The 25,242-nt window shown below is 44.0% G+C and carries 24 protein-coding genes; 11 read left to right on the forward strand and 13 right to left on the reverse strand.

Annotated features, from left to right (window positions below; genetic code table 11):
* Positions 1–37 precede the first annotated feature (37 nt).
* The 4 genes from DYD21_RS19795 to DYD21_RS19810 all read right to left on the reverse strand — a co-directional run bounded on the left by DYD21_RS19795 (position 38) and on the right by DYD21_RS19810 (position 5,944).
* On the reverse strand, positions 38–280 hold the full coding sequence (locus DYD21_RS19795) for a hypothetical protein (protein ID WP_116038756.1): 243 nt from the start codon (positions 278–280) through the stop codon (positions 38–40).
* A 335-nt stretch (positions 281–615) separates the two neighbouring features.
* Positions 616–1,785 carry a hypothetical protein gene (locus DYD21_RS19800; protein ID WP_147303658.1) on the reverse strand — a complete coding sequence of 390 codons (1,170 nt, stop codon included), beginning with the start codon at positions 1,783–1,785 and terminating at the stop codon, positions 616–618.
* 198 nt (positions 1,786–1,983) lie between these two features.
* Positions 1,984–3,141, reverse strand: a complete 1,158-nt coding sequence (locus tag DYD21_RS19805; protein WP_116038758.1) for a ribonuclease D — start codon at positions 3,139–3,141, stop codon at positions 1,984–1,986.
* An 82-nt stretch (positions 3,142–3,223) separates the two neighbouring features.
* Entirely contained in the window at positions 3,224–5,944 is a 2,721-nt protein-coding gene (locus tag DYD21_RS19810) for a cation-transporting P-type ATPase (RefSeq protein WP_116038759.1), read from the reverse strand.
* 211 nt (positions 5,945–6,155) lie between these two features.
* Between DYD21_RS19810 and DYD21_RS19815 the strand changes: the two genes are divergently transcribed.
* The 3 genes from DYD21_RS19815 (at position 6,156) to DYD21_RS19825 (ending at position 7,892) form a co-directional block, all read left to right on the forward strand.
* Positions 6,156–7,199: a serine protease gene (locus DYD21_RS19815; RefSeq protein WP_116038760.1), complete on the forward strand. Its 1,044-nt coding sequence runs from the start codon at positions 6,156–6,158 to the stop codon at positions 7,197–7,199.
* Positions 7,200–7,327: 128 nt separating this feature from the next.
* On the forward strand, positions 7,328–7,543 hold the full coding sequence (locus tag DYD21_RS21560; RefSeq protein WP_116038761.1) for a DUF433 domain-containing protein: 216 nt from the start codon (positions 7,328–7,330) through the stop codon (positions 7,541–7,543).
* Between the two features lie 112 nt (positions 7,544–7,655).
* Entirely contained in the window at positions 7,656–7,892 is a 237-nt protein-coding gene (locus DYD21_RS19825; RefSeq protein WP_116038762.1) for a hypothetical protein, read from the forward strand.
* Positions 7,893–8,046: 154 nt separating this feature from the next.
* Here the strand turns inward: DYD21_RS19825 and DYD21_RS19830 are convergent, their stop codons facing one another.
* Positions 8,047–8,460: a gamma-glutamylcyclotransferase gene (locus DYD21_RS19830; RefSeq protein ID WP_116038763.1), complete on the reverse strand. Its 414-nt coding sequence runs from the start codon at positions 8,458–8,460 to the stop codon at positions 8,047–8,049.
* A gap of 314 nt (positions 8,461–8,774) precedes the next feature.
* On the opposite strand from DYD21_RS19830, the gene DYD21_RS19835 reads away from it, so the two are divergent.
* Complete coding sequence (locus tag DYD21_RS19835; RefSeq protein ID WP_147303659.1) at positions 8,775–9,983, forward strand: hypothetical protein; 1,209 nt, start codon at positions 8,775–8,777, stop codon at positions 9,981–9,983.
* Here the strand turns inward: DYD21_RS19835 and DYD21_RS19840 are convergent.
* From DYD21_RS19840 to DYD21_RS19850, 3 genes are all read right to left on the reverse strand, one after another.
* Positions 9,980–10,687, reverse strand: a complete 708-nt coding sequence (locus DYD21_RS19840; RefSeq protein WP_116038827.1) for an SIMPL domain-containing protein — start codon at positions 10,685–10,687, stop codon at positions 9,980–9,982. The two genes, DYD21_RS19835 and DYD21_RS19840, sit on opposite strands and share 4 nt — an antisense overlap.
* Positions 10,688–10,869: 182 nt before the next feature.
* The gene (locus tag DYD21_RS19845) at positions 10,870–12,072 is read right to left on the reverse strand and encodes an acyl-CoA dehydrogenase (RefSeq protein ID WP_116038765.1); all 1,203 of its coding nucleotides are present in this window, start codon (positions 12,070–12,072) and stop codon (positions 10,870–10,872) included.
* Between the two features lie 159 nt (positions 12,073–12,231).
* A complete protein-coding gene (locus tag DYD21_RS19850) occupies positions 12,232–13,047 on the reverse strand; it encodes a DUF1206 domain-containing protein (protein ID WP_116038766.1) in 816 nt (271 codons plus the stop codon).
* A 451-nt stretch (positions 13,048–13,498) separates the two neighbouring features.
* Between DYD21_RS19850 and DYD21_RS19855 the strand changes: the two genes are divergently transcribed.
* Positions 13,499–14,125 carry a hypothetical protein gene (locus tag DYD21_RS19855; protein WP_116038767.1) on the forward strand — a complete coding sequence of 209 codons (627 nt, stop codon included), beginning with the start codon at positions 13,499–13,501 and terminating at the stop codon, positions 14,123–14,125.
* A gap of 2 nt (positions 14,126–14,127) precedes the next feature.
* Positions 14,128–15,240 carry a hypothetical protein gene (locus DYD21_RS19860; RefSeq protein WP_116038768.1) on the forward strand — a complete coding sequence of 371 codons (1,113 nt, stop codon included), beginning with the start codon at positions 14,128–14,130 and terminating at the stop codon, positions 15,238–15,240.
* 61 nt (positions 15,241–15,301) lie between these two features.
* Here DYD21_RS19860 and DYD21_RS19865 read toward each other — a convergent pair whose 3' ends face one another.
* On the reverse strand, positions 15,302–16,492 hold the full coding sequence (locus tag DYD21_RS19865) for an acyl-CoA dehydrogenase family protein (RefSeq protein WP_116038769.1): 1,191 nt from the start codon (positions 16,490–16,492) through the stop codon (positions 15,302–15,304).
* Between the two features lie 367 nt (positions 16,493–16,859).
* On the opposite strand from DYD21_RS19865, the gene DYD21_RS19870 reads away from it, so the two are divergent.
* From DYD21_RS19870 to DYD21_RS19880, 3 genes are all read left to right on the forward strand, one after another.
* Positions 16,860–17,279 carry a beta-sandwich domain-containing protein gene (locus tag DYD21_RS19870; RefSeq protein ID WP_116038770.1) on the forward strand — a complete coding sequence of 140 codons (420 nt, stop codon included), beginning with the start codon at positions 16,860–16,862 and terminating at the stop codon, positions 17,277–17,279.
* A gap of 250 nt (positions 17,280–17,529) precedes the next feature.
* Positions 17,530–17,859, forward strand: a complete 330-nt coding sequence (locus tag DYD21_RS19875; protein ID WP_116038771.1) for a carboxypeptidase regulatory-like domain-containing protein — start codon at positions 17,530–17,532, stop codon at positions 17,857–17,859.
* Positions 17,860–18,639: 780 nt separating this feature from the next.
* Positions 18,640–18,996 carry a beta-sandwich domain-containing protein gene (locus tag DYD21_RS19880; protein ID WP_116038772.1) on the forward strand — a complete coding sequence of 119 codons (357 nt, stop codon included), beginning with the start codon at positions 18,640–18,642 and terminating at the stop codon, positions 18,994–18,996.
* 56 nt (positions 18,997–19,052) lie between these two features.
* Here DYD21_RS19880 and DYD21_RS19885 read toward each other — a convergent pair whose 3' ends face one another.
* From DYD21_RS19885 to DYD21_RS19900, 4 genes are all read right to left on the reverse strand, one after another.
* Complete coding sequence (locus DYD21_RS19885) at positions 19,053–19,355, reverse strand: ferredoxin family protein (RefSeq protein ID WP_199535617.1); 303 nt, start codon at positions 19,353–19,355, stop codon at positions 19,053–19,055.
* A 252-nt stretch (positions 19,356–19,607) separates the two neighbouring features.
* On the reverse strand, positions 19,608–20,930 hold the full coding sequence (locus DYD21_RS19890; RefSeq protein WP_116038773.1) for an FAD-dependent oxidoreductase: 1,323 nt from the start codon (positions 20,928–20,930) through the stop codon (positions 19,608–19,610).
* 139 nt (positions 20,931–21,069) lie between these two features.
* Positions 21,070–22,047 carry an electron transfer flavoprotein subunit alpha/FixB family protein gene (locus DYD21_RS19895; protein WP_116038774.1) on the reverse strand — a complete coding sequence of 326 codons (978 nt, stop codon included), beginning with the start codon at positions 22,045–22,047 and terminating at the stop codon, positions 21,070–21,072.
* A gap of 42 nt (positions 22,048–22,089) precedes the next feature.
* Complete coding sequence (locus tag DYD21_RS19900; RefSeq protein ID WP_116038775.1) at positions 22,090–22,857, reverse strand: electron transfer flavoprotein subunit beta/FixA family protein; 768 nt, start codon at positions 22,855–22,857, stop codon at positions 22,090–22,092.
* A 360-nt stretch (positions 22,858–23,217) separates the two neighbouring features.
* On the opposite strand from DYD21_RS19900, the gene DYD21_RS19905 reads away from it, so the two are divergent.
* The gene (locus DYD21_RS19905) at positions 23,218–24,438 is read left to right on the forward strand and encodes a hypothetical protein (protein ID WP_147303660.1); all 1,221 of its coding nucleotides are present in this window, start codon (positions 23,218–23,220) and stop codon (positions 24,436–24,438) included.
* Between the two features lie 8 nt (positions 24,439–24,446).
* Positions 24,447–25,082: an ABC transporter ATP-binding protein gene (locus DYD21_RS19910; protein ID WP_116038777.1), complete on the forward strand. Its 636-nt coding sequence runs from the start codon at positions 24,447–24,449 to the stop codon at positions 25,080–25,082.
* Positions 25,083–25,242: the final 160 nt, after the last annotated feature.

Here is a 25,242-nt window from a genome sequence, read left to right on the forward strand (position 1 = left end):
GCACTTTCAAAAATCAAATACTGAAAGAACAAACGCCTCAATAATCATCGACGGTGACATCAATCAGGTCGATCATTTTTTTGCAGGCTTCTTCTTTTGTAAGGCCTTTGGTTGTAAGTATAATTCGGTTATCATTTTTTGCTTCAACGACAAATTGGCCGCTTTCTGAATCACCCTTAATGTCCGTGATTCTGAATCCGCAATATCCCTGATCATTCAAAATGTTGATCCGTTCATGTATCAGATAGTCGTAATCTGGAGAATTATTACTGAAAAACATATCGCACCCTCCGTGGTTTTATGATCGGTTCTCTGTTCAGAAAGGAGAAAAGTGGCTGAACCCGGGAAATCCTGTACGGGTGAAACTCACTTCACCCCGATCTCTATCTGTAATTAAAACAGAAATTTTCAATTTATAAATAGGAGCAACCCTGAATTTTATGTAGGGCAGAGTATTACGATAGAAGAGGAGAGTAGATATTTGTAAAACAAAAAAGGGAGCCGAAGCTCCCTTGTCAGAATAACTTCTAACCCGATTGTAATCAATCGGGCAGAAGTCATAATTTTACTGTCTGAATATTATCTCAAAACGATAAATTCATTCCCGAATTAAAATTAAAACTGCACCGGGCAGCCGAAAACGATCTCAGCTTTTCCTCTTTCACCGCTGGTGAATGTTCCGCTGAGGGTGATTTCTCCGTTCAGGTAAAATCCATTGGATAGATCCAGATTCTGCAGGCTGTAAAACACCTGGGATTGATTATCATAATCTGCTGTAACTGAAATGCTCTCACCGGCATATTCTCCAGAAAGCGTTACAGTTGTGCCGGGATCTCTCGCAGTAACCCAAATTTGGGCTCTGTCAACATCCTGAATTGAACATGAAGCCGGCATTTTAGCAGACAGATCTTCATAAATTGTATAGCTATTACCAACACTAGCACTCAGCTGATCCAGCTCAGGAGAATATACAAAATCGATCTCAGTTGTGCCGTTTTGAGTAAATGTAGCGTGCTCTTGTGAGCGATTGGCACCTACGCCAAGGTCACCCGTTCCAAGATAAATTTCCTGCTGATCTGCGGATGAAAGGAAGTTACGATATCGAACGCCAAATCCTTTTTCCTGCGGACATTCACCTGGTACGATGATAATCTGATCCTGCGCACCGGGTACTTCAGCATAAAGGATTTGCAAACAACCGTTTCCCGGTAAAATCAGATCCTTGTTGTCAGATACATCTTCCAGGATATTATTGATAATATCCATGTTATATGAGCCATCTCTTACATAACTCGGCAGTTCATTATCAGGGATGGTGTTCAGGTCAAACTTTTTGTGATCCATAATCGACCAGAGTGCAATTTGAATTTCCAACCAGCTCAGATCTTCGTACTGTTCCTCGTAGGATTCAATATTATTCACAAGGTAGCTTATCCCGTTCCAAAACGGTTCGTCATCTATTGAATGCAGTTTAACGTTGCCGTATGATTTGTTGTCTGAATCGATTGCCACGTCCCAAAGTGCACAGAAAGCGGGGTATTCACCGGAACTGATGCCCGATGTTTCTGCCATGCCGTCAAGACGAATGGTGAAGTTGGATTTTTTGCGATCGCGGTTTACGGTTGCCACGACACTTTCCGCACCTTCGATTAGATTAAGGTTTGGTATATCAACAAGTGATTCTTCGATCCCGTCAACGTTATTTGTGGAGTCACAAGCTGTAAGACCGGCTGCAATCAGCAGAAGCAGTGGCAAAGCAAGACGTAGTAGTTTATTGTTTAACATAATGTTCCCTTTGGTAGTTAATTAGCAAATGTAGTTTATCCTAAAGCCGTATAGGACTTTTGCACAAAAATAGTAGAAGGGAACTCAAACGGTAATTAAAAATTTCAAATGAAATTGAAAATACCGTTTAATGAGTATATGGTACGGCTGGTTAAAAGATTATAACAGCCAGAGATAGAAAAAATGTCTCTTGCAGGATTACCTGTTCTTCAGGTATTCATTTATATCAAGATTCAATTTGTCTGCATAATGCCTGAGAAGTTCCATCTTATAGTGCAGCAGCTGCTGATCTTCTGAGATGGTTTCAGATATGATTCGGTTGCTGAACAGAAAAGTGGATACTTCTTTGCCGTAATCATCCTCAATCTGTTCTTTGATCGGGGTGAAAAATTCTCGTTTTGCCCGGTTTACTTTCTCTCTTTGTTCTCTATAATATTTTTTTTGATCAGCTGAAGGCGGTTTATTAGCAGGATCCGTATCAGAAAGTCCTTTCTCGGCAGCTTCTTCTCTGGCATCCCGAACCACGGTGAGAAGTTTCTTTTTCATTCGGTCTGTTTTAATCCGTTTAAATATTCCGCGCGTGTTTTTCCATTTTTCAAGCCGTCCCGGATCTTTTGCCGCTTTTTGAATGATCTCTTTTTGAATCACCTGGAATGAGGGTTTATTTAGTTTCTCAGCAATCTCCTCGCGCGTTTCCATCAGGCGGACATAAATATGCCACTCCGTTTCTGTAAAATCGTTTTTATCTTTCTCTTTGATTACGTCGTTGTTATCAATATTTGAGTGATCGGCAAGGTCCATTACACGATTTTCTTCCTCAATCCAGCCGGAAAGCTCTTTTTCTTTAGCTTCGGTTTGCAGGTGATCTTTTAATATCAACAGATGTCTGACATCTTCAGCAGCGTAGTGAAGCTGATCATCAGACAGCGGCCGGTGGTACCAGTTACTCATTTGTGATGATTTCCCTGTATCGATTTCAAGAATGTTTTGAAGGTGATTTGTCAGGGAGGCAGGGGAATAGTTCAGCAGGCTGATTGCGTTATCGAGGTCGTATATGTTTTTCGGGAAACAGCCGATGGAGTGGAGGAGACGCAGATCTTCGCCAAATGCGAAGGCTACTTTCTCGATCTCCGGATTCTCCAGGACAGGAAAGATCGTATTTATCTGCAGCGAAGAACTGAGCGGGTCGATCAGGTAGATGTTGTCGCCATCAGAAAGCTGCATCAGGCAGAGATTAAATCCGTATCTGTAGTAGTTTTTATCAAATTCGAGGTCAATCGCAATCTGACCGGCGTTGTTGAGTTCGGGAAGAACAGTATTGAGCGTTTTTTGCTCATCAATAAATTGAACAGACATACATATGTTTTATGAAGATTTAATAAGAGACTAAAATAGAGAGTTACAGTATCAGAAAAAAACGAATCAAAGATCCTGAATCTTAGGAATTCATTTTCTGTTTCGCTTTTTGTCTCCTTCCAAATATCAGTTTCTCCAGTTCAACGGTCAGGAATACAATCACACCGGCCGCTAACGGAAAGATCCAGTAGCTTAATTCATGCGGGTCGGTACCGAACAGCGTATTCATGAACGGGGCATAGGTAAACAGAAACTGGAAAAAAATCAGCAAACCGGTGGTATAAAAGACGGCACGGTTATCGAAAAATCCGGAATCGATGGCCGGACCATGCATCCTTCGGCAATTAAACAGGTAAAACAGCTGCCCCGCAACGAGTGTGTTTACAGCGATGGTCCGGGCCGTTTCAACGTCGTACCCATTCTGTTTCAGCCAGTAGTACATTCCGAGGGTAAGTCCGCCGATCAGCACGGATACAAACGCGATTCGCCAAATTAGGTAGCCGCTCAGAATTGCATCGCCGGAATCCCGCGGGGGACGTTTCATCACCCCCGGTTCCGTAGGTTCAAAAGAGAGTGCGAGGGCCAGCGTGACTGCCGTAACCATGTTTACCCATAATATTTGTACCGGCGTTATCGGGAGAACGAGCCCCATCAGCACAGCGGCCATAATTACAAGCGATTCAGCACCGTTTGTTGGAATAATAAACAGGATTGCTTTTTTAAGGTTGTCGTAGATCGTACGTCCTTCTTCAACGGCATTGGCAATGGAGGCAAAATTGTCATCTGCCAGCACCATTTCGGCGGAATCTTTGGTTACTTCCGTTCCCTTGATGCCCATCGCAATGCCTACATCGGCGCGCTTCAGGGCGGGAGCATCGTTTACGCCGTCACCGGTCATGGCACAAATTAAATTCTCTTCCTGCAGGGCTTTCACCAGACGAAGTTTGTGTTCGGGACTGGTTCGTGCAAATACATCATATTCAAGTGCAGCCTTGCGGATTTCCTGGTCGTTCATCGCTTCAAGTTCTGCGCCGCTGATCGCTTTTGTTCCATCACTCAGCCCCAGTTCAAGTCCGATCGCGCTGGCTGTAACCAGGTGGTCGCCCGTAATCATCTTAACACGGATACCTGCCGATTTACACGCTTTAATCGCCTCGATCGCTTCGGGGCGCGGCGGATCTACAATTCCGGCAATCCCAAGAAAAGTTAGCCCTTGTATGTCATCGTGGTCGATTCCATCCACATCTTGATCCGTTTCTGCATAAGCGGCAGCAATCAGCCTGCGTCCCTGTCCGGCCTGCTTCTCACTCATTTCCCGCCAGAATTCAGTATCAAGATCTTCCCGGCCGTCGGCTGTCAGCTGAGCATCGCACCGCTCCAGCAGACGTTCCGGCGCACCTTTCACGTATACGATCCGTTTGCCATTATTCTCATTCAGTGTCGCCATAAATTGATGTTCCGATTCAAACGGAATATGATCCACGCGATCTGGATTAAATTTACCAAAGCCGGTTTTATGTGCAAGAGTTACAAGTGCTCCCTCTGTGGGATCACCCTCCAGTTTCCACTGGTCGTCTTCCTTGTGGATCTGTGAATCGCTGCAGGCAATGACGGTCTCGATCAGTTTTTGAAGAACCGGTTCTTGTGAGGCTTCAATTTTTTCCCCATTTTTGATGAGATCTCCTTCGGGTTCATACCCGGCGCCTTCCACTTCGTATTCGGCGTCGGCAGTGATGACACTTCTCGTCGTCATCTCGTTACGGGTGAGGGTTCCTGTTTTATCAGAACAGATCACGCTGACCGAACCGAGCGTTTCAACTGACGGCAGTTTTCGGATAATTGCATTTCTGCGCGCCATCGCCTGAACCCCGATCGCAAGGGTGATGGTCATGATGGCCGGTAAACCTTCCGGAATCGCGGCAACAGCGAGGCTGATCACAGCCATGAACAGTTCGCTAATCTCGTAGTCCCGGAAAAAATAACCTATCGCAAAAAAGATCGCAGTGAGACCAAGTATCCCTACAGACAGAACTTTACCAAACTGATCGATCTGCCTCAGCAGGGGAGTGGTGATTTTCTCCACATCGGTCATCATCCGGTTGATTTGGCCGAGCTGGGTGTGAGAACCGGTTTCAACAACCACACCGGTTGCGCGGCCATAGACCACCGAAGTGCCTGAAAACGCCATATTTTTACGATCGCCGGGTACAGCGTCTTCTTCAACTTCCTCAGTGTGTTTTTCCACTGCAACGGATTCGCCGGTCAATGCCGACTCTTCAATTCGGAGATTTCGCACATCAATCAGGCGTAAATCTGCCGGTATTTTGTCACCGGATTCCAGCAGGACGATATCACCGGGAACGAGCAGTTCGGCATCAATTTTTCTGCGCTGGCCGTTTCGAAGAACAGTGGCATCGAGCGAGAGCATGTTGCGAATCCCTTCAAGTGCTTTTTCCGCTTTGCCTTCCTGAACGTACCCGATGATGGCATTGATCAGAACAACACCCAGAATTACGCCGGTATCGAGCCAGTGATCAAGCAGCGCGGTAATTCCGGCAGCAGCGATCAAAACGTAGATCAGGACGTTGTGAAACTGCATCAGAAATCGTTTCAGGGCAGATGGGGGCTCGGACTCGGGTAGTTTATTCTCCCCATGTTCATTTAGCCGCTGCTCGGCTTCATCCGGTGAGAGTCCTTCTTTGGAGGTGTGCAAGTTGTAGAATACTTCATCAATCTGCTGTTGGTGCCAGGATGTAGATTTTTTTGATGATGTATTTTCTGCTTTTTTTTTCTCTTGCTGCATAATTAACTGAGTAAATGAATGTTCGCTATTTCAGAATTGTTAAAATTACTGCATAGTTAGATTGCCAGCGGATCGGGCAAGCATATCTGACTTAAGCAGGATATCAAATGGAGATAAAATACATTCAGGGTATAAAATTTTTTATGATTTTTGAAGTTAATAATTTAATCTGTTCTAATCTGTCTGCCATTAAGTGATTTTACTTCGAGTAATGAAAAAATTACTAAAGTATAGTTTCGGTCTATTATTATTCGCTTTTCTCTCAACCGGATGTTCCGGCACCGAAAAAGTAAGTTCGGAACGTACTCTTCATGATTCGCAAACCCGTTACATGAGTGCTGCAGGGTCAGATTTTTTGCGAAATCAGTTAAACAGGGGAATGGAGTCCGTAATTCGTATTCAGATCACAGCAGGGTATCGTACGTTTCAGTTTGATCTTGATGATCTGCCGACCCGTGCAGAACTTGAGGGCACAGATTTTAGTGAACGGGCGCTGGATACAATGCTGGATCATAATTCAAGAGCGGGTTCTGCGCTTGTACTTTCAAATCGTCGCGGAAATAGTGTACTGCTCACTCCTTCACATGTAGTATCGTACCCTGACACAGTGTGGCATTTTACAGAAGGATCCGTGCGAACCCCGCAGGGCAGAGTTGAAGCAGTTTCAGTACGTGAATCGATCTCTCGGTTTATCATCGGTTCTCATGGAATTTATGAATTTGAAGTTGGAGTGAATGATCCTGACCAGGATCTTGCATTAATGATAAAAAGGTGGGGAAGCAATGACAGGCCTGAATTGACACCGCTGCAGATTGAGGCAGGAAACTATGAAGCTCTTGAATGGTCGGACCAGGTTTATGCGATTGGTTACCCGTTGGGAGTGGGCATGATTACCCGGGGAATGGTGAGTAAGTCGATTCACTCACCCCGAAGAAGTTTTGTTTTTGATGCATCAATAAACAGGGGTTTCAGCGGCGGAGCGATATTTGCGGAACGCAGTGATGGGTCCGGCCTTGAATGGGTTGGGATGGTATTATCTGCATCTGCATCACACGAAGAATACCTGGTACCAGAACGGGATTCCGATATGGAATTTCATCCGGATCTTGAGTACAGGGGAGCCGTTTTTGTTGAACGGAAACAGCGTATCAACTATGGAATTACCTACGCCGTGGGAATTGATCAGATCAGAGAGTTCATCAACAATCACCGGGATATTCTGAGTGAACAGGAGATCCGGCTGCCAGAGTTATAGAGCTCAGGTTATAACTCTCCGGTTATAGCAACTTCGTAAAAGCTTACCTATCGAGTTTTCAAAAATTTCCAAGTCGCCTGTTCGTTGACTATATTACTTGATAAACATTAAGTTTTTCTTCCATAAAAATGGCTACTCCAAATAATCTTATAGAAAGGCGGAAAGACATACTCGGTGGTACACCTGTCTTCAAAGGTACCCGTGTCCCGGTTAGCACCTTTTTTGAATATCTGGAGGCTGACCATTCCCTTAACGAATTTCTGGAAGATTTCCCCACAGTAACCAAACAACAAGCAATTCAGGTGCTTGAGAGATTTAAAGATCAACTACTTCAGCCGCAATGATCAAGATTTTGATGGATGAATGCCTTCCAAAAAAATTGAAGTACAGAATTGAAGAATTAGATTCGAATTTATTTGTTAAAACGACTCCTGATACGAAGTACCGCGAAGCGCTATGGGATGGGCAAGTCTTTCGAATGGGAAGTTATTGTCAGTTGCCGAGAAAGAATTTGATGTTTTTATTACAAGTGACAAAAATTTGAGTTTCCAACAATCCATCCCCTCTTCTTCAATCCAGGTTGTACTTCTGAAAGCCAGAACCAATACTTATGAAGATTTAGTACAACTGGTCGAGAAATTACCATCAGTCATAAAAACTCATGAGCCTGGTAAATTTTTAGAAATCGATTAGAGGTTGCTATAACCAGCGTAGCGCTTCGCGGTTCTTCGAATCAACCGGATTTTGCCGCTCAAAGTTGTTAAAAAAAATTTTTTAGATTTGCGGTATATCCTTTTTTTACCACTTTAGGAGCAGCAAATGGCAAAATCGTTTAAACGCCAAACCGTTATGGGCTCTCTTTGATATATTCAACATAATCACCCCCGGTAATCCGTTTTTTATCAGCTGTTGGATGATTGTAGATGTAAGCCCATACATTCTCTGATTTACCATCTTGCCGTTTCGCGCTGATTTCCTTCCGGCGGTACTCATGCGGCTCCGGATAGCGTGTTGAACACCCCTCATATTCATCCAGACCGGCCAGGACTACAGCGGGTTCCGTCATCCTGTAAATTTCACCGCAGACCTGTTCCTCCGGATTATCAGACAAAACCAGCCCGGGATACCAGCCGAGATCGTACAACCGCCCCTGAACAAATCCCCTGCCGATAAAAACTGAATTTCCGCCAAGCAAGTCAGCCCGGTTGACGCTGGAATCACTCCTGAGAGTGCCGTAAACAAAAAGAAGATGAGTATTCATGAAGCAAAAGGGGGCTACGTTTAAATCATAACATATAAAATCAGAAAAGCATCACAAAAAGCCATATCAAATATTAACGCAGATTTCTATTTGATCAAAACCGGCCCCCGATCCGGCGTCTTCTTTATGTATAAATATTTAATATGTGGCTTCACACACGGGATCCAATCCTTCTCACTTTTCACTTCTCACTTTTGCCCATCCAACCACTTTCATTTTAAAAAGCCTGCAAATATGCTTAATTTACTATAATTATAATATCATGTTACCATTTTACGTATCAGATTTCAAGCAAATCAATTATTCTTAGACTATTGACATCACATCTAAAACACGGACTTTATCTTGTTTTGTGCACGCTGTTATTTTGGGGATGCACTACGGAATCGCAAGACGGTTTGCCGGCTCACGTGGCCGCTATCGATTCGCTCATTATACTTTCAAACGAGGAGAGGGCGGTCCCTGCCGCCGATCTGCAGCCGGTGGCAACGTTTCAGGACTCCTTGTTTTTAAATGAGATTTCATCCGTTATTGCTGATCCCACCGGTGCGGTCTATATAGCCGGTGAATCGTGGAAACGAACCAAAATTTTCAAGTTCCAGCCTGACGGAACTCTCACTGACAGTCTGGGTGAATACGGAACCGGGTTTGGAGAATTTCAGCAAATCAGCCGCCTGCAGTTTCGAAGGGATGACCTCTATATTTTTGATGGAGAATTGAACAGGGTAACCATTTATGATACTATAAATAATGAATTTACCGATACACTTGGCATTTGGCACCAGCCGGATTTGATACCTGTTGACTGGACGGGTGCTGATTCAAAGCCAGTAGCGCTGCTGGGAGAATCTTCCTTCCTCATCTCCCTGCACAAGCAAAGAGATCCCGCATATGATCCGATAGGAGCAGTACGATATTTTCGTGCAGATTCGATGGGTAATTCAGATTGGAAGCCGCTCTATGAAATGCCGGACTTCAGGTATATCGTTGGTGATTACGCCGGCAGGCCCGCCCCCTTCACAATTCCGTTTCCTGAACGTCCGATCGCAGAAGTTTCTGCCGGCGACAGGATCTATTCCGCTTATTCTGAAGAATTTTTGATCCGTGTACGTGATGCAGACGGCCGTGAACTGCACTCTTACTACTATCCGAAAGCGAGAGAGCCGCTCGATCCCGATGAAGAAATTCATCCCTTGTACAGCCATAACGATCAGCTTCTGAGAGTACGCGAAAGTGCACAATTTCCCGATGAGTGGCCGGCGATTTACTCCATAATTGCGGATGATGATAATCGCATCTGGATTTCTGTGATCACGGGTGACCGAAATCAACTCGAATGGTGGGTGGTTGATGACCGGAATGGAGAGCTGATCGCAACATTTACCTGGCCGTTTGATAAACCGGTGGTTCATGTTCAGAACGGCCTGATCTACACGGTTGAGCAGGACGATATGGGATTCAAAATTGTAAACGCCTACAGATTGGATTTAGCTGACGAGCACCGCGTTCAATCCGCTTACTAATCATCCAGGTAATAAACGATTGTAGATACCACACGTACATTTTTGATGTGCGGATTGTTGTTATCACGCGGTGAGATGCTAAACTGACCCTGGGATGCAGTTTTGATTTTCCCCAGCCGGCTGTTGGAATCTTCCGCAAATTTCTCAGCCACTTTCCGGGCCTCTTTCGTCGCTTCTTCAATCATCTCCGGTTTGATGTCGTTCAAACGGGTGAACAGGTATTCGGCACGGTCGTAGTACTCATCACCGGTAATGGTTACGCCCTGCTTTCCGAGTTCCACCATTTGGTTCATAATATTGCGGGTTCCCTGAACATCATCCGTGTAAACAGTTATCGTCTGTACGGCTACATACCGAAACTGGAAATTACTGTCTCCATAAAATTGGGCTGAACGGTCGGTTACCACCGGTGTGGCTGAAGAAATGGCCTCAGGCGATATTCCATTGTCCTGCAAAAACTGCCTCACTTTTTCACTGCTTTCATCCAGCTTTTGATAGATTTCTTCAAGATTATTGCCGGTCTCGGTATAACGAATTGGCCAGATTACAATATCGGCAAGATGCTCCTGTTCGGAAAGCCCGCGGACCGTAACCGTGCGGTCGTACTGCTTAAAGGTATTAACGGAGGATTTCAGGAAGAGCCCGATTACCAGGCATCCGGCAAGAAATGCGATGCCCCCAATGATAGATGAATATTTTTTCATGATCTGTTTTGTGAAGAAATAAGGTGAGAATTCGAAGCCATTCAACGAACCATAAATTACGGAGTTGTGGAATGATGATACATAGCTTCTAAAAATAGAATAGAGGAAATATCGGTTTTGTTCCCGAACTAAAAAAAGATGAAGCATCTGACTTCACCTTTTTTGAAATAGTTTCACCGGAATTATCCCTTCGGTACAAATGACTGAATTCCAGTAATTTCGCGCCCCAGGATCAATCCGTGGATGTCATACGTGCCTTCGTAGGTATTCACCGATTCGAGGTTTACCATATGATGGATCACGCGATATTCCCCTGAGATTCCGTTTCCGCCGTGCATATCCCGCGCAACACGGGCGATTTCGAGCGCTTTGCCTACATTATTTCTCTTGGCGAGCGACACCATAGAAGGGTGGAGACGCCCTTCGTCTTTCAGTTTGCCCAGCCTCCAGGCGAGCATCTGCATGGAAGTGATGTCGGTAAGCATATCGGCCAGTTTGGTTTGAGGAAGCTGGTTAGCCGCTATCGGTTTGCCAAACTGCTTACGGTCGAGCACATATTGCCGCGATTTTTCATAGCAGAATTCGGCAGCTCCAACGGCGCCCCACGCAATCCCGTATCGGGCACTGTTCAGGCACATAAACGGTCCTTTAAGTCCGCGGATATCGGGAAACACATTTTCATCGGGTACAAACACATCTTCAAAAACCAGCTCACCGGTGGAGGAGGCTCGCAGACTCATTTTATGTTTCGTAGCCGGAGCGGAAAATCCATCCATCCCTTTTTCAACCAGGAAGCCGCGAATAACCGGCTCATCATCTTTCTTCTCTTTTGCTTTGGCCCAAACTACAGCCACATCGGCAATAGGGGAGTTAGTGATCCACATCTTTGCACCATTCAGTTTCCATCCGCCGTCTGTTTTAATCGCGGTGGTGGTCATTGAACCGGGATCAGATCCGTGATCAGGCTCCGTCAATCCAAAGCATCCGATAATTTCACCGGATGCCAGGCGCGGTAAAAACTTCTGTTTCTGATCTTCGGTGCCAAAAATGGAAATGGGATACATCACCAAAGAGGATTGAACCGACATAAATGACCGGTAACCGGAATCTACCCGTTCCACCTCGCGGGCAATGAGTCCGTACGCGGTCTGGCTGGCACCCACGCCACCATACTCCGGGTCAATTGTAGCACCCAGCAGTCCGAGATCCCCCATCTCTTTCGCCATCTCGATATCAAAAACCTCATCCTGGTTTCCCTTGAGCGCGCGGGGTTCAAGTTTCGACTGTGCATACTCCCTTGCTGATTCCATGATCATCTTATCATCTTCGGAGAGTTCAGATTCAAACAGGTAGGCGTCGTTGATGTTAAAAGAGTTATTTGACATGGCAGAAATCGTTTAAAATCGGTGTGATATTTTTGCTTATACAATGTACAGAAATCACCCAGGTAAATCACCCGGATTCTTCATTATCCTGAGTGTGGAATGATTGATGAAATGTTGTGATTTGTTGAGGTTACGCACGCCAATTATTCAGTTAAAAGTTTAAGATGAAGCATCGAAACCTTCATCAAATACTTTGTGATAATAAGACAGAACAAATAGATAAATACCATATACCATCAGTCCTCCCGCAGTAATTCCGAGGACCCAGATGCCGTACGGCTGATCGCGCAAAGAGCTAAGTGCCTCGGAAAGGCCGCCGGCTTCTTCGGCATCAAACGTTACTGATGCCCGGTAAAAGAGGAATGCCATCATGCAGTAAACCAAACCCCAGGCTGCAACTCCAATACGTCCAAGCCATCTCAAGATTCCCATTTCTTTCTCGTTCATCGATTTTTCACTGAAACTCGATTCAAATGTAGCATACCAGGAAGAGTAGAATTGATACAGTCCGCCGATCAGAAGTAAACCGGCAGCTATCATGATCAGCCAACTACCGAAAGGCAGCTCAAGGATCCGTTCCACCCACACTTCCGTAGTTTCATCACCATCCGGAGTATTCAGTCCCTGCAGAATTTGCCAGGCAGCATATGACATGGAGATGTAAATACATCCGACAATGAAATCGATCGCCCGCATAAATTTTACTTTCCCGGAACTGCCCCGGTTTTCAGGATCTTTGATGGCCTGAACCATTCTCCAAATGGCATGTGCGATCAGGCCGGCAATAATACCGATCAGCAGAACCGACCCGAATGGCTGATTGATAAACTCACGAAACGCATCGGTTGCGTCAGAGGTTTCTCCTCCCATCCCGATGGCTGTTTGCATCGTCAGCAGACCCACCATAAAATAGACCAGACCTTTGGCGATATATCCGATGCGGGCGATTACAAAGATGGGGGTTTGCTTATTCATTTAACATTCTCCTTGTTTGGACACAAACTACGGCATATACAATCTATAACTAATCAATCAAACTTCCATCAAGAATATCGTGTGGTGCAGGGCTAAAAAAAAAGCCACACACCGGTTTCGATGTGTGGCTTTTTCTGGGACTACTGGGAACTATTCGTTGTAACCCATTTCGTTTTTGAGGATGCGCGTAAGAATCAGCCGCTGAATTAAATGTGAGATTTAACATATTGTGTTGACAACATAATATTGCCAAAATTTCAAGTGGTATGAAAATTAGAAACTTGAGAGTTGGTTAAAACACTTATTAAGTAATAAACATTTTTGGTTAAGAAGAATTTTAGTATACTACTTAAGGCGTAATAAGTACAGGCTCAGTGACCGAAAAAAAACGGGAAATGACAGTTGCAGAATTCACTCTCCATTTCTTATTAAATTTAGCATTTTAAAAATTATGAGTAAAAAAGTTGGTTTAATAGCCTATTTGGTGCTGCTAACATTTGCGTGTGAATCTGAAAATGGAAAGAATTTTTCCACTACTGATAGGAGTACTTCAGAACATAATGAGCCGCCCAGAAATCCTCTTGAACCAATTGAGAGTCTTCAGGTTGTTTATATTGGAGCCTCTAATTGTAATCACTGTTCAAGTGATGAGGCAATTGAAAAGATCACATTCATCAAGAATAGATTAAATGAAGTTGCTGACCATTTGGGATATCAAACGTGGTTCACTGGAATTGCTGCCGACGAAGATCCTGTTTCCGGGTATGAACATTTAAAAGAAACGTGGCCATATCATGAAATCAACACTGGCGCATATTACTACAACTGGGGACATATGGAATACATTTGGGGTGAGGGTGATTTTGCAGGTCAGGGCAGTGTACCACAAATATTAATTAATCGATCAACGTACAGAATTGAACCGGCTGGAATGGGGATCGGAAATGCGTTTAGGGAAGAACAATTAGTTAAAAGATATTCAGGCTCTCAGGATCTGGCACTTTTATATGAGAAGCTTATGGAAGATGATTTTGAAAAAATAGCCACTCAGTTAGGGATAAATAGCTTAGCGGATTGATCATGAGGCAGCTTCTTTGGGGATTTCTGTCCTTGTTATTTTTCTGTACTGCATGTGATAAGTCAGATGAAACAAGAATTGTAGAGCATCCTGATTATAATCTGATACCATATGCAGAGTATGATTATACATTAATGTCCAAAAATCAGGACTTGTCTGAATTTGGATCTGATTTGCCTCGTCAGGTTGAGATACTGGCCCGATTTTTGGAATCTCCCAATCAGATTGAAGCTACACCAGTCGTCTTGAGAAATTCATGGGGAGCAAAAGCAGTTAGCGTCGACGAAAGGCTCATTCTATTACATATCGCAAGCGATCAACTTTTAGAGTATGATCTTTCAGATAGTAGTATTACTGAAACCGCCCCGTTTGGAAGGGGACCCGGGGATATTGCTTATGCTAACGACCTCATAAAGCATAATAATAAAATCCTATTGCCACGCGATGATCATAAAATTACAGTTTTTGACTGTGATAATGAGCCGTGTGAATATAAAATTTCAATTCCTACGGATGTATCGGCTAAATCTTTAGCAGTTATGAACAACGATTTTGCTGTAATGGGAACCCGTTATGATGGTCAAATTGAAAAAAATATTACTATATATACAGCGGAAGGTGAAAGCGTGCATTCATTTGGGGAGTATTATCAAACGAATGACTTTTATTTGAAAAATTTATTAATGCAAGGTACTATCCGATCAAGCGATTTATTGAATTATTATCTTATTGCCTATAACCGATTACCTTTTTTATTCATATTCAATGATGATGGCGATTTGATTCATAAGATGAGACTGGAAACATATAATCAGACAATCCATGAATACGACACAATATCAAGGCGTGTTACTACGACCCCAAAAGGAGGGATATCTGATTTGTTTCAAGTCGATGATACAAATTTTGTAATATCCGTGACTTCATATGGCAATTCATCGTATGATTATGATAGGGAGGTTTCCTTTTATCTAATTAATCTTACAGAACAGACATCTTACTACATTGGAACGCATCACCATCAAGGGGATGGTAACATATCTATACAACTGACGGATTTGGGTGTTGTAGTTATTGTTGGAGGAGAGGTGAACCTGTTTAGAAACAGAAACTAATAATAATAAAAAAAGCCACACACCGGTTTCGATATGTGGCTTTTTCTGGGACTATTGGGAACTATTCGTTGTAACCCATTTCGTTTTTGAGGATGCGCGCAAGAATCAGCCGCTGAATTTCGGAGGTTCCTTCCCCAATGGTCATCAATTTGGAGTCGCGCAGAAATCGTTCTACATGGTACTCCTTGGTATAACCATACCCGCCGTGAATCTGGATGGCATCCAGCGCGGCGCGTTCTGATAGTTCCGAGGCAAAAAGCTTGGCCATAGACGCTTCTTTTGTATATGATTTTCCGCGGTCTTTTCGCCAGGCGGCTCGATGGACCAGCAGACGTGCCGCATCAATTTCAACCGCCATGTTCACCATTTTATGCTCGATAGCCTGGAAATCTCCAATCGATTTACCAAACTGTTTGCGCTCCTTCGCATATTTCATCGACTCTTCCAGGGCTCCGCGCGCAATTCCTATCGACAATGCACCGATCCCGATCCGCCCGCCGTCCAGAACTTTCATGGTGTCGATAAATCCTTTTCCAAGTTCTCCAAGCAGGTTATCCAGGGGAATTTTTACATTTTCGAAAACTACTTCTGTGGTGTCGGATGAATTCATCCCGAGCTTATGCATCGGGGGCCCCGGTTTCACTCCGTCCATGGTGCGTTCAACGATAAAGGCACTAATCCCTTTGGTGCCCAGGGTTGGGTCCGTTTTAGCAAGAACTACGTAAACATCTCCGACTGAACCCTGTGTGATGAAAATTTTACTGCCGTTGATGATCCAGTGATCTCCTTGCTTAACGGCTGTGGTCTTCATACCTGACGCGTCGCTTCCTGATCCGGGCTCTGTCAGGCACCATGCACCGAGTTTCTCGCCTCTTGCAAGCGGAGTGAGATATTTCTGTTTCTGTTCGTGAGATCCCGCAAGGGCGATGTGTCCGCTCCCAAGCGAGGTGTGCGAAGCAACAGTGAGGGCAAGTGAAGCATCCCAGCGGGCAATCTCTTCAATGGCGAGGCAGAAACTGACGGTATCGAAACCGGCACCGCCATATTTTTCATCATGATAAATTCCAAGAAGGCCCTGATCGGCCAGCATCTTTACAATTTCGTGGGGGAAAGATTTGTTGTGATCCCGATCCATCACATCCGGTGCGATGTGGCGTTCTGCGAAATCACGAACACTGTCGCGGATCATCTGCTGATCTTCGGACAGCTCAAAAGATAAATTTTCTGTTCGTTCAAGTACTTCTAAACTCATGGTTGTGAATATGTTTAAGTTGATTGGAAACGCTTCCACAAGATAACGATTTAAAAGCAGATTTCATTTGGCTAATCCTGTTAAAAAGAAGTAACGAATCATTCTGGAACAAATGATCAAAATAACAAACCCCTCAGCAGAAATAATTGCAGCTTACATACATGAAAAGCCCTGATATTTAAAATTTTTATAACTAAAAAATCGGTTTAAAGTGTTTCAGGGGCGTTTATAAGGTTCTGATGATCGTTTAAGTTTTCATTTAAAAAACTTGGAACAATCAGTACTGGTTCTACTACGAGTCATCAGTAGCATCGATGGTGCTGCACAATTAATTAAATGAATAATAAATCAATCAGAGGTAATAGACATGTTAAATAAAACATTCATGACAGCAGGAACACTCATACTTAGTATGATGGTTTTGATGGCTGCAACGCAAGTTGAGACACTCAACTCTAATTCTGAGCACGATCTGGATCGCGTGGAAACCCTGGAAGGTGAGGTAGTCGATGCCAACACTGAAGAGGGTATACCCGATGCAACTGTGTATCTTATTAAAGGAAACGATCGTGCCAATGCCGATTCAACCACAACTGACTTTTCCGGAGAGTTCTCCTTTGAAGGGTTGGAAGAAGATTCCTATACTCTTGAAGTAGAAGCAAGAGGATATGAAACAAAGGAAAAAGATGTTGAGGTGAAAGGCGACCGTGATCAAGACCGTGATCGCGATGAGTATGGAGATAAAGATAAAGATAAAGTGAAAATTGAACTTGAGCCTGAATATTAAATTTTAAGTTCAGATTAAGTAAGGGTGCAAATCTGTTAAAAGGTTTGCACCTTTTTTTTGTCCATAATATTACAATTTCAATCGATTCTGAGGGTTAAAAGCCTTCAATCTCAATAAAATCAGATGCGGTTAAATTCGATGATTTCAGCCAAAAAGAACGATTTCAAATTTAATTTCATTTTTTATGAAACAAATTAGTACCATTATAATAATTAAAAGTGATACTCTAACTTAAACCAGACCAATAGTTATGCTTAACAAAACGATTCTACCACTCGCTACAATATTCTTAATGTTCTTTGCCGTTGCCTGTGGATCATCAGGAATGGTTGGATCTGATGATCAAACTGCAGTTGCAGGGGTAGTACTTGACTCTGAGTCATACGACCGAATTGCAAATGCTACTGTAACTCTTACAGGTGAAGATAAATCTACGGTAACGAATGAAAATGGAGTGTTTACATTTGTTGATGTAGGAGTTGGTACTCATGATGTAACTGTTGAGTCAGACTCTCACGGAACCGTTGAAACTACCATTGATGTTGAACAGGGTGGCTCACGGGTCGAAATTAAACTCTGAAAAAGCTGAAAATTTTCCGGATGTGTTAAATGTATTACATTTTTCATCATCTGAACTGCTTATAAAGCTCTCTTCATTTGGTTGAAGAGAGCTTTTTTTTTCATACATGGTAAGTCATATTCAAATTTGCCAAAAATTTCGATTGGCAGACCTATTGCAATCCCGTTCGCTCTCTACTCCAATACTATCTTTTTTTAATCATAAGTGGTTTAATTCCCCGACCCTCTGGGTCGGAAAGAAATAAAAGTCCCCCTTTTGCCGAGGGCATCCCTTTGGGGGAAGGGGGAAGCGATCCCGACAGCTGTCGGGAGAGCTGGGGGATGATCCTGTAGGCGTTGATCCTAGCAAATTAACAATTTTTATGGTCTCAAAACTCTACAAATCATCCCCCATTGCCTCCTTCCCCCGTAGGGATCCCTTCGGGAGAAGGGGGACACTCCAAAAGTAAGCTTTGTATTGACCAAAAAGTTAAGGGTTCTTAGTTGATACCTCGCGGGTTCTGCCCCGAGGTAGTTCAATCTACAGAGATAGTAGTCTTTATATCTTATCCTCCCAAGTTTAAGTCTACCAATGCGTTATAGATTATATTAGATGATGTTTTATTGTTACTTATAATCATGTTTTGGCCCCGCTAATTTTGCGAAATCGATTAATTTGTAAAAAATCAGAATTTGTGAAAAGAATCAGGAACTTTCTTTCTGATTAGTGATAGGAAGGGATGAAGCGAAAAGATAATTCGCTACCAAATGTACTCAACCATAATAAAAAATAAGAGAAAACATGAAGATCCAAAAATTAGCTTTAGTAATAGCCACCCTCGTACTAAGTTCTGTACTGTTCATGGCAGCTACAACTGCAGATCAAACCACTCCTCAGAATGCCGAGTATACAATTGCTGGTACAGTGATTGATGCCGACACTCATGAAGGTGTTGCAGGTGCAGAGATTACTATCAATGAAACCGAACAGTCAGCTACAACTGATGAATACGGTACTTTCTCATTCATGGACCTTGAAGAAGGAACATATACTCTTTCTGTAAGTGCAGATGAGTATGAGGATACCGAAACAGAAGTTGAGGTAAGTGAAGAAGGTGCTACCGTCGAGATCGAATTAGTACCTGAAACACGTATGTAAACTCACAAACGTATTTCATAAAGGAGCATTCTTCAGATGAAGGTGCTCCTTTTTTTTTATCCGTAATTCCAGGTAACTCCGCGGCCAATTTCAGGATCTGGAAACTCCCATGTTACCGCCCCCTGATCACATGCATACATACAGGTACCGCATTCAATGCAATCTTCTACCTGGAAATGCACTTTCCCTTTCTCATCCATTGTATAGCAATTCGCCGGACAAACATAAGTTGTACATTTGTGCGGACACGTAGAGTTGCAAATCTCCGTATCCACGCGGATGTGTGGCTTGATATCCGATTTTGCCTGGTTCCGGTAGCTTACCAATCCGAGTTGTTCTTGCAGGGTCAGGAGTTTCATAGTTGTGATAGATAAATTTTAGTAATGAAAAAATGGTTTGAGACTTTTCTTAAAAGTGAAAAGTGAAAAGTGAAAAGTGAAAAGTGAAAAGCTGAATCTGATTTATAAATCTTGCACACAAGATTCTCTCTTTTCAAAAGGGGAGATTTCATTTAGTATGTGCAAGAAATTTGTGATTTGATCAAATACATGGTTTAAAAAACTTCTGTGATATATCATCTGCCTTTTCACTTTTCACCTTTGCCTTTTCCTTTATAAAGCTTTCGCTCCTTTAGCACCCACTTTAATCAGATCCCAGTAAGAAGCATGCTTTTTAACGGAATCTTTTAGCATTTCGCGTGCTTTCTTTGTGGGTTCATTTTTGATGCTGAAGAAATTTCGTCCAAAATCACAGATTAAATTTGGCATTTTTTGGGTCATCACAGGATCATGAAGCAAATGAACGGCGTCCTGGAAGTTGTTGATGTCCTGCATCACATAGCTGTTCCGCAAGTTGTTTTCATACGCTTTCATCGATGATTCACCAAAATCCTGGTTCTTTTTCGCTTCGGTGATCGCCTCACCGGCCAGAATTCCCGATCGCATGGCGTAATCCATTCCCTGGATCGCCTTTCCTGCGTTCATCAGCAGATTTGCCGCTTCACCGCAAACCACGAGGCCCGGTTTATAAAGTTTTTCAGGCATCACCCGCTTATCCCCGGATGAGACAACATGCGCGGAATACTCCACAACTTCGCCGCCGCGAATGGTGTCCGCAATGACCGGGTGTTTTTTGAAGGTGTTCAGAATGTCATACGGCTTTTTCCCTTTTTCACGCAGATCTTTCAATCCAAGAACAAGCCCGAGGGAGAGGGTATCTTTATTGGTGTACAGAAATCCTCCGCCTTCAACTCCGTCTGTTGCAAATCCAACAAATTCGTTGCTCATCCCGCTTTTTCCATTCAGCTGAAATCGGTTTTCGAGCACATCCTGATCAAACCGGATGATCTCTTTGATTCCCGTCAGCATATGATCAGCCGGTACATATTTATCCTGCAGGCCAACCTGACGTGTCAGCAGGTTGTTGACTCCTTCGGCCAGGATCACGGAGTCGGAATAAAATTTCTCATCTCCGGTGCGGATTCCCTTCACTTTTCCATCTTCTTCAAGAACTTCCTCCACAAGAATGTTAGGGGCGATGAACGAATCCATCGCGTAATCGCTCTCATCAATCGCCTGCTGAACTTTATCCGCCAGCCAGCGGTCGAATTTGGAACGAAGTACAACGACCCCGGTGTAGGGAGGTTCATTGAAGTGTGAGGATTTAAAATCAATCGAAAAAGAAGATTGGTTATCCATAAATGTGAGACGCCGCTGGTTAATGAATCGATCCCATCCGGCATCTTCTTCCCAGTAATTGGGCACCAGTTTTGCAAGATCGTTTCCCCACAATACGCCACCGGATACATTTTTTGATCCGGGAAACTCGCCTTTTTCAATCAACAGAAATTTCATGTTGTTGCGGGCAAGAGTCATGGCCGCAGCAAGGCCGGCTACACCGGCACCAACGATTATACAATCAAATTTTTCATCCATAAGGGCAGGAATTAATAGTCTTGAGTCTTGAACGGAACGTACCGCACTCTTTTCAATGAGTGATGAGTTGTAAGTTCTAAGTGTTTAGTGAATGTTTAATCATTCACATCTAAACACTCACAACTCACTACTTAATACTCTAATTTTGTTTCAGTTTTTTGATTTCTTCGATGAACGGAGGCAGCACTTTGTAGAGATCGCCCACGATACCGTAATCAGCAATATCAAAGATGGGGGCATCGGGGTCTTTATTGATGGCTACAATCACTTTTGAATTTGCCATTCCCGCTACGTGCTGGATTGCCCCGGAAATTGCCACTGCAATGTAGAGCTGTGGGGCAACTACTTTACCGGTCTGACCGATCTGCAGGCTTGGGTCGTAATCGCCCGCTTCCGTTAAGGCGCGTGATGCCCCGATCCCGGCATTTAAAAGAGATGCAAGTTCAGAGATCATATTGCGGGCTTCTTCATCTTTCACGCCGCGGCCTGCTGCAACAACAGCTTCCGCTTCGGAGAGATCAATCTTATCCCCGGAGGCTCCGAGAATCTCCTTCAGCGTGATTTTCAACTCATCATCACTGAATGAAAAATCAATGGTTTCCACTTCAGGCTCAGCTGCCTTTTCGGCTACATCATACGAGCCGGACCGAACCGTGAGAAGTACCGGACTGCCTTCAGCCTTAACAGAGGCTACAATTTTGGCCGCCATCACGGGGCGTTTTCCTTTTACACCATTGTCTGTCAGTTCAAATTCAGACATATCGGCGAGGGATGCGGTTTTTTGGTTCGCCGCGAGCGCCCCAAGGACATCTTTTGATCCTTCAGTAGAAGCAAATGCCACAACCGACGGGCTGGCTTTCTCAATTGCCAGCGAAAGAGCCCGGATCAGCGGTGTGTTCAGATGATTTTTGAAAATCGGGTTTTCGACCAGGTAGATTTTATCCGGGCCATATTTTTTAAGCTGATCCACATAGCCGGATGCATCTGCATCCACAACAAGAGCTGCACTCTGCTGTCCGCTATCGGCTGCAAGCTGGTTGCACCTGGAGAGAACTTCAAGGGATGAGCGTTTTATTTTTCCGTCGTTAACACTGATATAAGTTAAGAGTGTACTCATTGAGTTCAGATATTCTTTTAAGGAGTAAGTTGATAAATGGGTTTAGATAAGGTTCTCTTGGCTGTCGAGCAGCTGAGCAACTTCTCTGGCGATTTCTTCCGGTTCGCCTTCGAACTTTTTACCGGGCTCACGGCCGGGCTTCTCTTCAAAACCGGTAATTTTTGTTTTTGCAGACAAACCTTCCGATAGGCTAAGATCGTCGGCTGCTATCGTTTCCACCGGCTTTCTTTTGGATTGCATGATTCCTTTCAAACTCGGAATTCGCGGGTCGTTCATATCATTGGAGCAGGTTACCAATCCCGGAGAGGGGAGAGAGATGATCTCTTGGCCGGTATCCCCTTGTCGTTTCACCGTTAGAGCACCATTTTCGTAGGTTAGTCCAACTGCATTTGTGACATAAGGAAGATCAAGAAGTTCGGCGAGCATACTGCCTGTGAGACCGGAATCAGTATCCTGTGACTGCTTTCCGCAGGAGATATAATCAAACTCTTTATCTTTGAAAAAGGCGGCCAGCATGTTAGCATAGGTGAACGAGTCGTTATCGGAATCGTCGTTTGTTATGATATGGGTTCCTTTGTCTGCTCCCATGGCGAGTGCCTTTCGAATCGTCTCTTTCGCTTTTTCCGGGCCGGCAAGAACTACTTCAACTTCTGCGTCATGCTTTTCTTTAAGCACGAGAGCCTCTTCCACTGCTGATGCATCGTATGCGTTTAAAATACTTCGGTCTGCATCCTGAATCAGTTTGCCGTCTTTAATCTGAAGGGGCGCATTAACATCGGGTACCTGTTTTATACAAACGTAGAATTTCATTCTGTTACGTATTTTCTTTTATTGTTCTGGAACCGCTTTTTTGTGATCCTGAAATATAAAAAAATCATACCACAAAAGTTGAATCGGATATGAAGCGTTTTCATCATAACGGTTTTGCTGTTTGGATCACATCACACCATTAACAAACCTCAGAGCTATAGAATTTATCTCTGATTAGTTTATTTGTCAGAATCGCATATTAAGTTTTGGATCTGTGTTTAAAGGTATTCAGAAGTTCATATTTGGAAGCCGGTTTAACAATCAATCAAAATGGATTTGTGGTAACAGCGAATTTGGTCAGGATTTGTGCGTGATCTCCCTTATTTTGTGCGCTTCCGATCACCCAAAATCGAACCCTTTTTGAAATCACCTGTTCGCCCATTACCGTTTTGGAGTAAACTTGTTCTGCTGGTTGTCATAACCGCAGCGGGTTTATTATGGACCGGAATGGCGGGAATGCAGGAGCGTGTGGTTGTTTTAAGGATGTTTCTCTTTTTCGGATCTGCGCTGATTGCCTTCATCACACCCTACCTTCTGTTTCCTGATCCTGCGGCACCCCTGATGCAGCTTGGGAATGCCGGCCCGTCCGGGTTGATCCGGCACCTGGTTCGAAGAGTATCGGTACTGTTGGTCAGTACGCTGCTGTTCATAGCGGTGATCTGTTTTGGTGATATTCATGCCCCGATCAATGAGCTGGCGGCGAAAGCAATCTATTTTCTTCACGGCTCCCTCTTCTTTTCCGGCCTGCTTTTTTATTCAGTAATTCGCTACACTCGTTCGGGCAAAAGTTCTCAGTTCTGGAAAGAGTCAGATAAGGGAAAAAAACTCCGTTCTGACCTCGGCGAGTATTTCAAATACCCGATCGATCCCGGAGCCATCCCCAGTTTTATCAACACGGTCGTAGTGGGCGCACTTGGTATGATCGCAGTTTCGGCAGGAGCGGCGCTTTATGGAAGTTTTGGTTTGATATTTGAATTGATACCCGCGCTGATTTTAGTGGCTATGGCTGCGGTTTCATTCTCGAAGCTAAGCCGAGATCTGCCATCTAATTATTACGCATCTACCGCCTTTTTTAATGAATTTTTTGGCGAAACAGTTGCCGGCAAAGAGCAGGAGGGGAAAGTTGAGGTGTTTCAGCTCTGGTGGGTGCCCAGACCAATTAAAAGCCACGTTTGGGCGATGCTGCTGCAGCTCGATCGGAAATTTCCGGCAGGTCGTGTGCTGCTGGCCGGCCATCTGCTGATCTGGATCTTGTCGTACCAAAGGCCCGGTGATGAGCTGATGATAACAGCCTGGCTGCTGTTTTCGCTGTTTCACCATATTATTATTGTGATATCGCTCTCTGATCAGTTTTCACCGGCATGGTTTCAGCGGTGGATCGGTTCTGCTGCCGAATGGATTTTCGCGCGGATATGGATCCAGTTTCGCTGGATTCTGATCCTGGCCGTGAGCATGCTGTTTAACTCCTGGATTTTTGGTCACGTTTCGTACAGCGCTCAAGCTGCTGTTCTGCTCTTTTATATCGGATCAGCCACCGTTATCTCCCTGGTATCTCACTTTTATAAAAACGTATACTCCTGATAACTCTCATGATTGAACTTCGGAATGTTACCAAGCAGTTTAAGGCGGGTAAAACGATTTTTGAATCGATAAACGACACGTTTTCAGCGGGCGAATTTATCGGTTTGCGGGGCCCGAACGGATCGGGTAAAACCACATTTCTGCGCCTGCTGTCGGTGAACTCATTTCCATCTGCAGGATCTGTTTTTTATGGGGAAATCAACATCCACAAATCTCCCCGTGAGTACCTAAAAGATGTTGGACTGGTTCACGATCAGGAAAGTCTTCCCGTTCATATGAGCGCGGTTGAACTGCTGGAGTGGGTGCTTCGCAGTCGTGGAATGTGGCGGGATGATCAGTCACCCAAACAAATTAATGATCTTTATGGAAGGCTTAATTTGGGCGATGACAGGTATGAGCAGATCGGTACCTATTCCACCGGTATGAAAAAGAAAACACAAATTGCAGCCGCCTGTATCGTAGCACCCCGCATCCTCATTCTGGATGAACCGTTACGCGGTCTCGATACCTCCACGCGCACCGTTGTGGAGGCGATCCTTAAAGAGATGAAGGGGGAAGGCGCTCTTATTCTGATGGCTTCTCACACCGCGGATATCGAATCGGATTACGTGGACCGAATTCTTGAATTTCCACTTAAAAACTGAAGCATACCCACGAATAAACGAATAAGTTCTGAGAAAAAGCGATTCCAACCGTATAGTTCGTTTGATTTATTGCTTGTGTGATTTATATACTGCAAGTCTGCCATACACTCACGGCATAGTGCCGTCAGATTTTTTAAATAGCTTCCTAATGTGATCCATT

Source organism: Rhodohalobacter sp. SW132 (genome assembly GCF_003390325.1).
Taxonomy (GTDB): domain Bacteria; phylum Bacteroidota; class Rhodothermia; order Balneolales; family Balneolaceae; genus SW132.

Coding starts and splice junctions, on each gene's coding strand:
- DYD21_RS19860 (WP_116038768.1), top strand. CDS start 14,128: ATGAGGCAGCTTCTTTGGGGATTTCTGTCCTTGTTATTTTTCTGTACT.
- DYD21_RS19880 (WP_116038772.1), top strand. CDS start 18,640: ATGAAGATCCAAAAATTAGCTTTAGTAATAGCCACCCTCGTACTAAGT.
- DYD21_RS19850 (WP_116038766.1), bottom strand. CDS start 13,047: ATGAATAAGCAAACCCCCATCTTTGTAATCGCCCGCATCGGATATATC.
- DYD21_RS19825 (WP_116038762.1), top strand. CDS start 7,656: ATGGGATGGGCAAGTCTTTCGAATGGGAAGTTATTGTCAGTTGCCGAG.
- DYD21_RS21560 (WP_116038761.1), top strand. CDS start 7,328: ATGGCTACTCCAAATAATCTTATAGAAAGGCGGAAAGACATACTCGGT.
- DYD21_RS19910 (WP_116038777.1), top strand. CDS start 24,447: ATGATTGAACTTCGGAATGTTACCAAGCAGTTTAAGGCGGGTAAAACG.
- DYD21_RS19890 (WP_116038773.1), bottom strand. CDS start 20,930: ATGGATGAAAAATTTGATTGTATAATCGTTGGTGCCGGTGTAGCCGGC.
- DYD21_RS19870 (WP_116038770.1), top strand. CDS start 16,860: ATGTTAAATAAAACATTCATGACAGCAGGAACACTCATACTTAGTATG.
- DYD21_RS19800 (WP_147303658.1), bottom strand. CDS start 1,785: ATGTTAAACAATAAACTACTACGTCTTGCTTTGCCACTGCTTCTGCTG.
- DYD21_RS19815 (WP_116038760.1), top strand. CDS start 6,156: ATGAAAAAATTACTAAAGTATAGTTTCGGTCTATTATTATTCGCTTTT.
- DYD21_RS19895 (WP_116038774.1), bottom strand. CDS start 22,047: ATGAGTACACTCTTAACTTATATCAGTGTTAACGACGGAAAAATAAAA.
- DYD21_RS19845 (WP_116038765.1), bottom strand. CDS start 12,072: ATGTCAAATAACTCTTTTAACATCAACGACGCCTACCTGTTTGAATCT.
- DYD21_RS19900 (WP_116038775.1), bottom strand. CDS start 22,857: ATGAAATTCTACGTTTGTATAAAACAGGTACCCGATGTTAATGCGCCC.
- DYD21_RS19795 (WP_116038756.1), bottom strand. CDS start 280: ATGTTTTTCAGTAATAATTCTCCAGATTACGACTATCTGATACATGAA.
- DYD21_RS19830 (WP_116038763.1), bottom strand. CDS start 8,460: ATGAATACTCATCTTCTTTTTGTTTACGGCACTCTCAGGAGTGATTCC.
- DYD21_RS19885 (WP_199535617.1), bottom strand. CDS start 19,355: ATGAAACTCCTGACCCTGCAAGAACAACTCGGATTGGTAAGCTACCGG.
- DYD21_RS19875 (WP_116038771.1), top strand. CDS start 17,530: ATGCTTAACAAAACGATTCTACCACTCGCTACAATATTCTTAATGTTC.
- DYD21_RS19840 (WP_116038827.1), bottom strand. CDS start 10,687: ATGAAAAAATATTCATCTATCATTGGGGGCATCGCATTTCTTGCCGGA.
- DYD21_RS19810 (WP_116038759.1), bottom strand. CDS start 5,944: ATGCAGCAAGAGAAAAAAAAAGCAGAAAATACATCATCAAAAAAATCT.
- DYD21_RS19865 (WP_116038769.1), bottom strand. CDS start 16,492: ATGAGTTTAGAAGTACTTGAACGAACAGAAAATTTATCTTTTGAGCTG.
- DYD21_RS19805 (WP_116038758.1), bottom strand. CDS start 3,141: ATGTCTGTTCAATTTATTGATGAGCAAAAAACGCTCAATACTGTTCTT.
- DYD21_RS19855 (WP_116038767.1), top strand. CDS start 13,499: ATGAGTAAAAAAGTTGGTTTAATAGCCTATTTGGTGCTGCTAACATTT.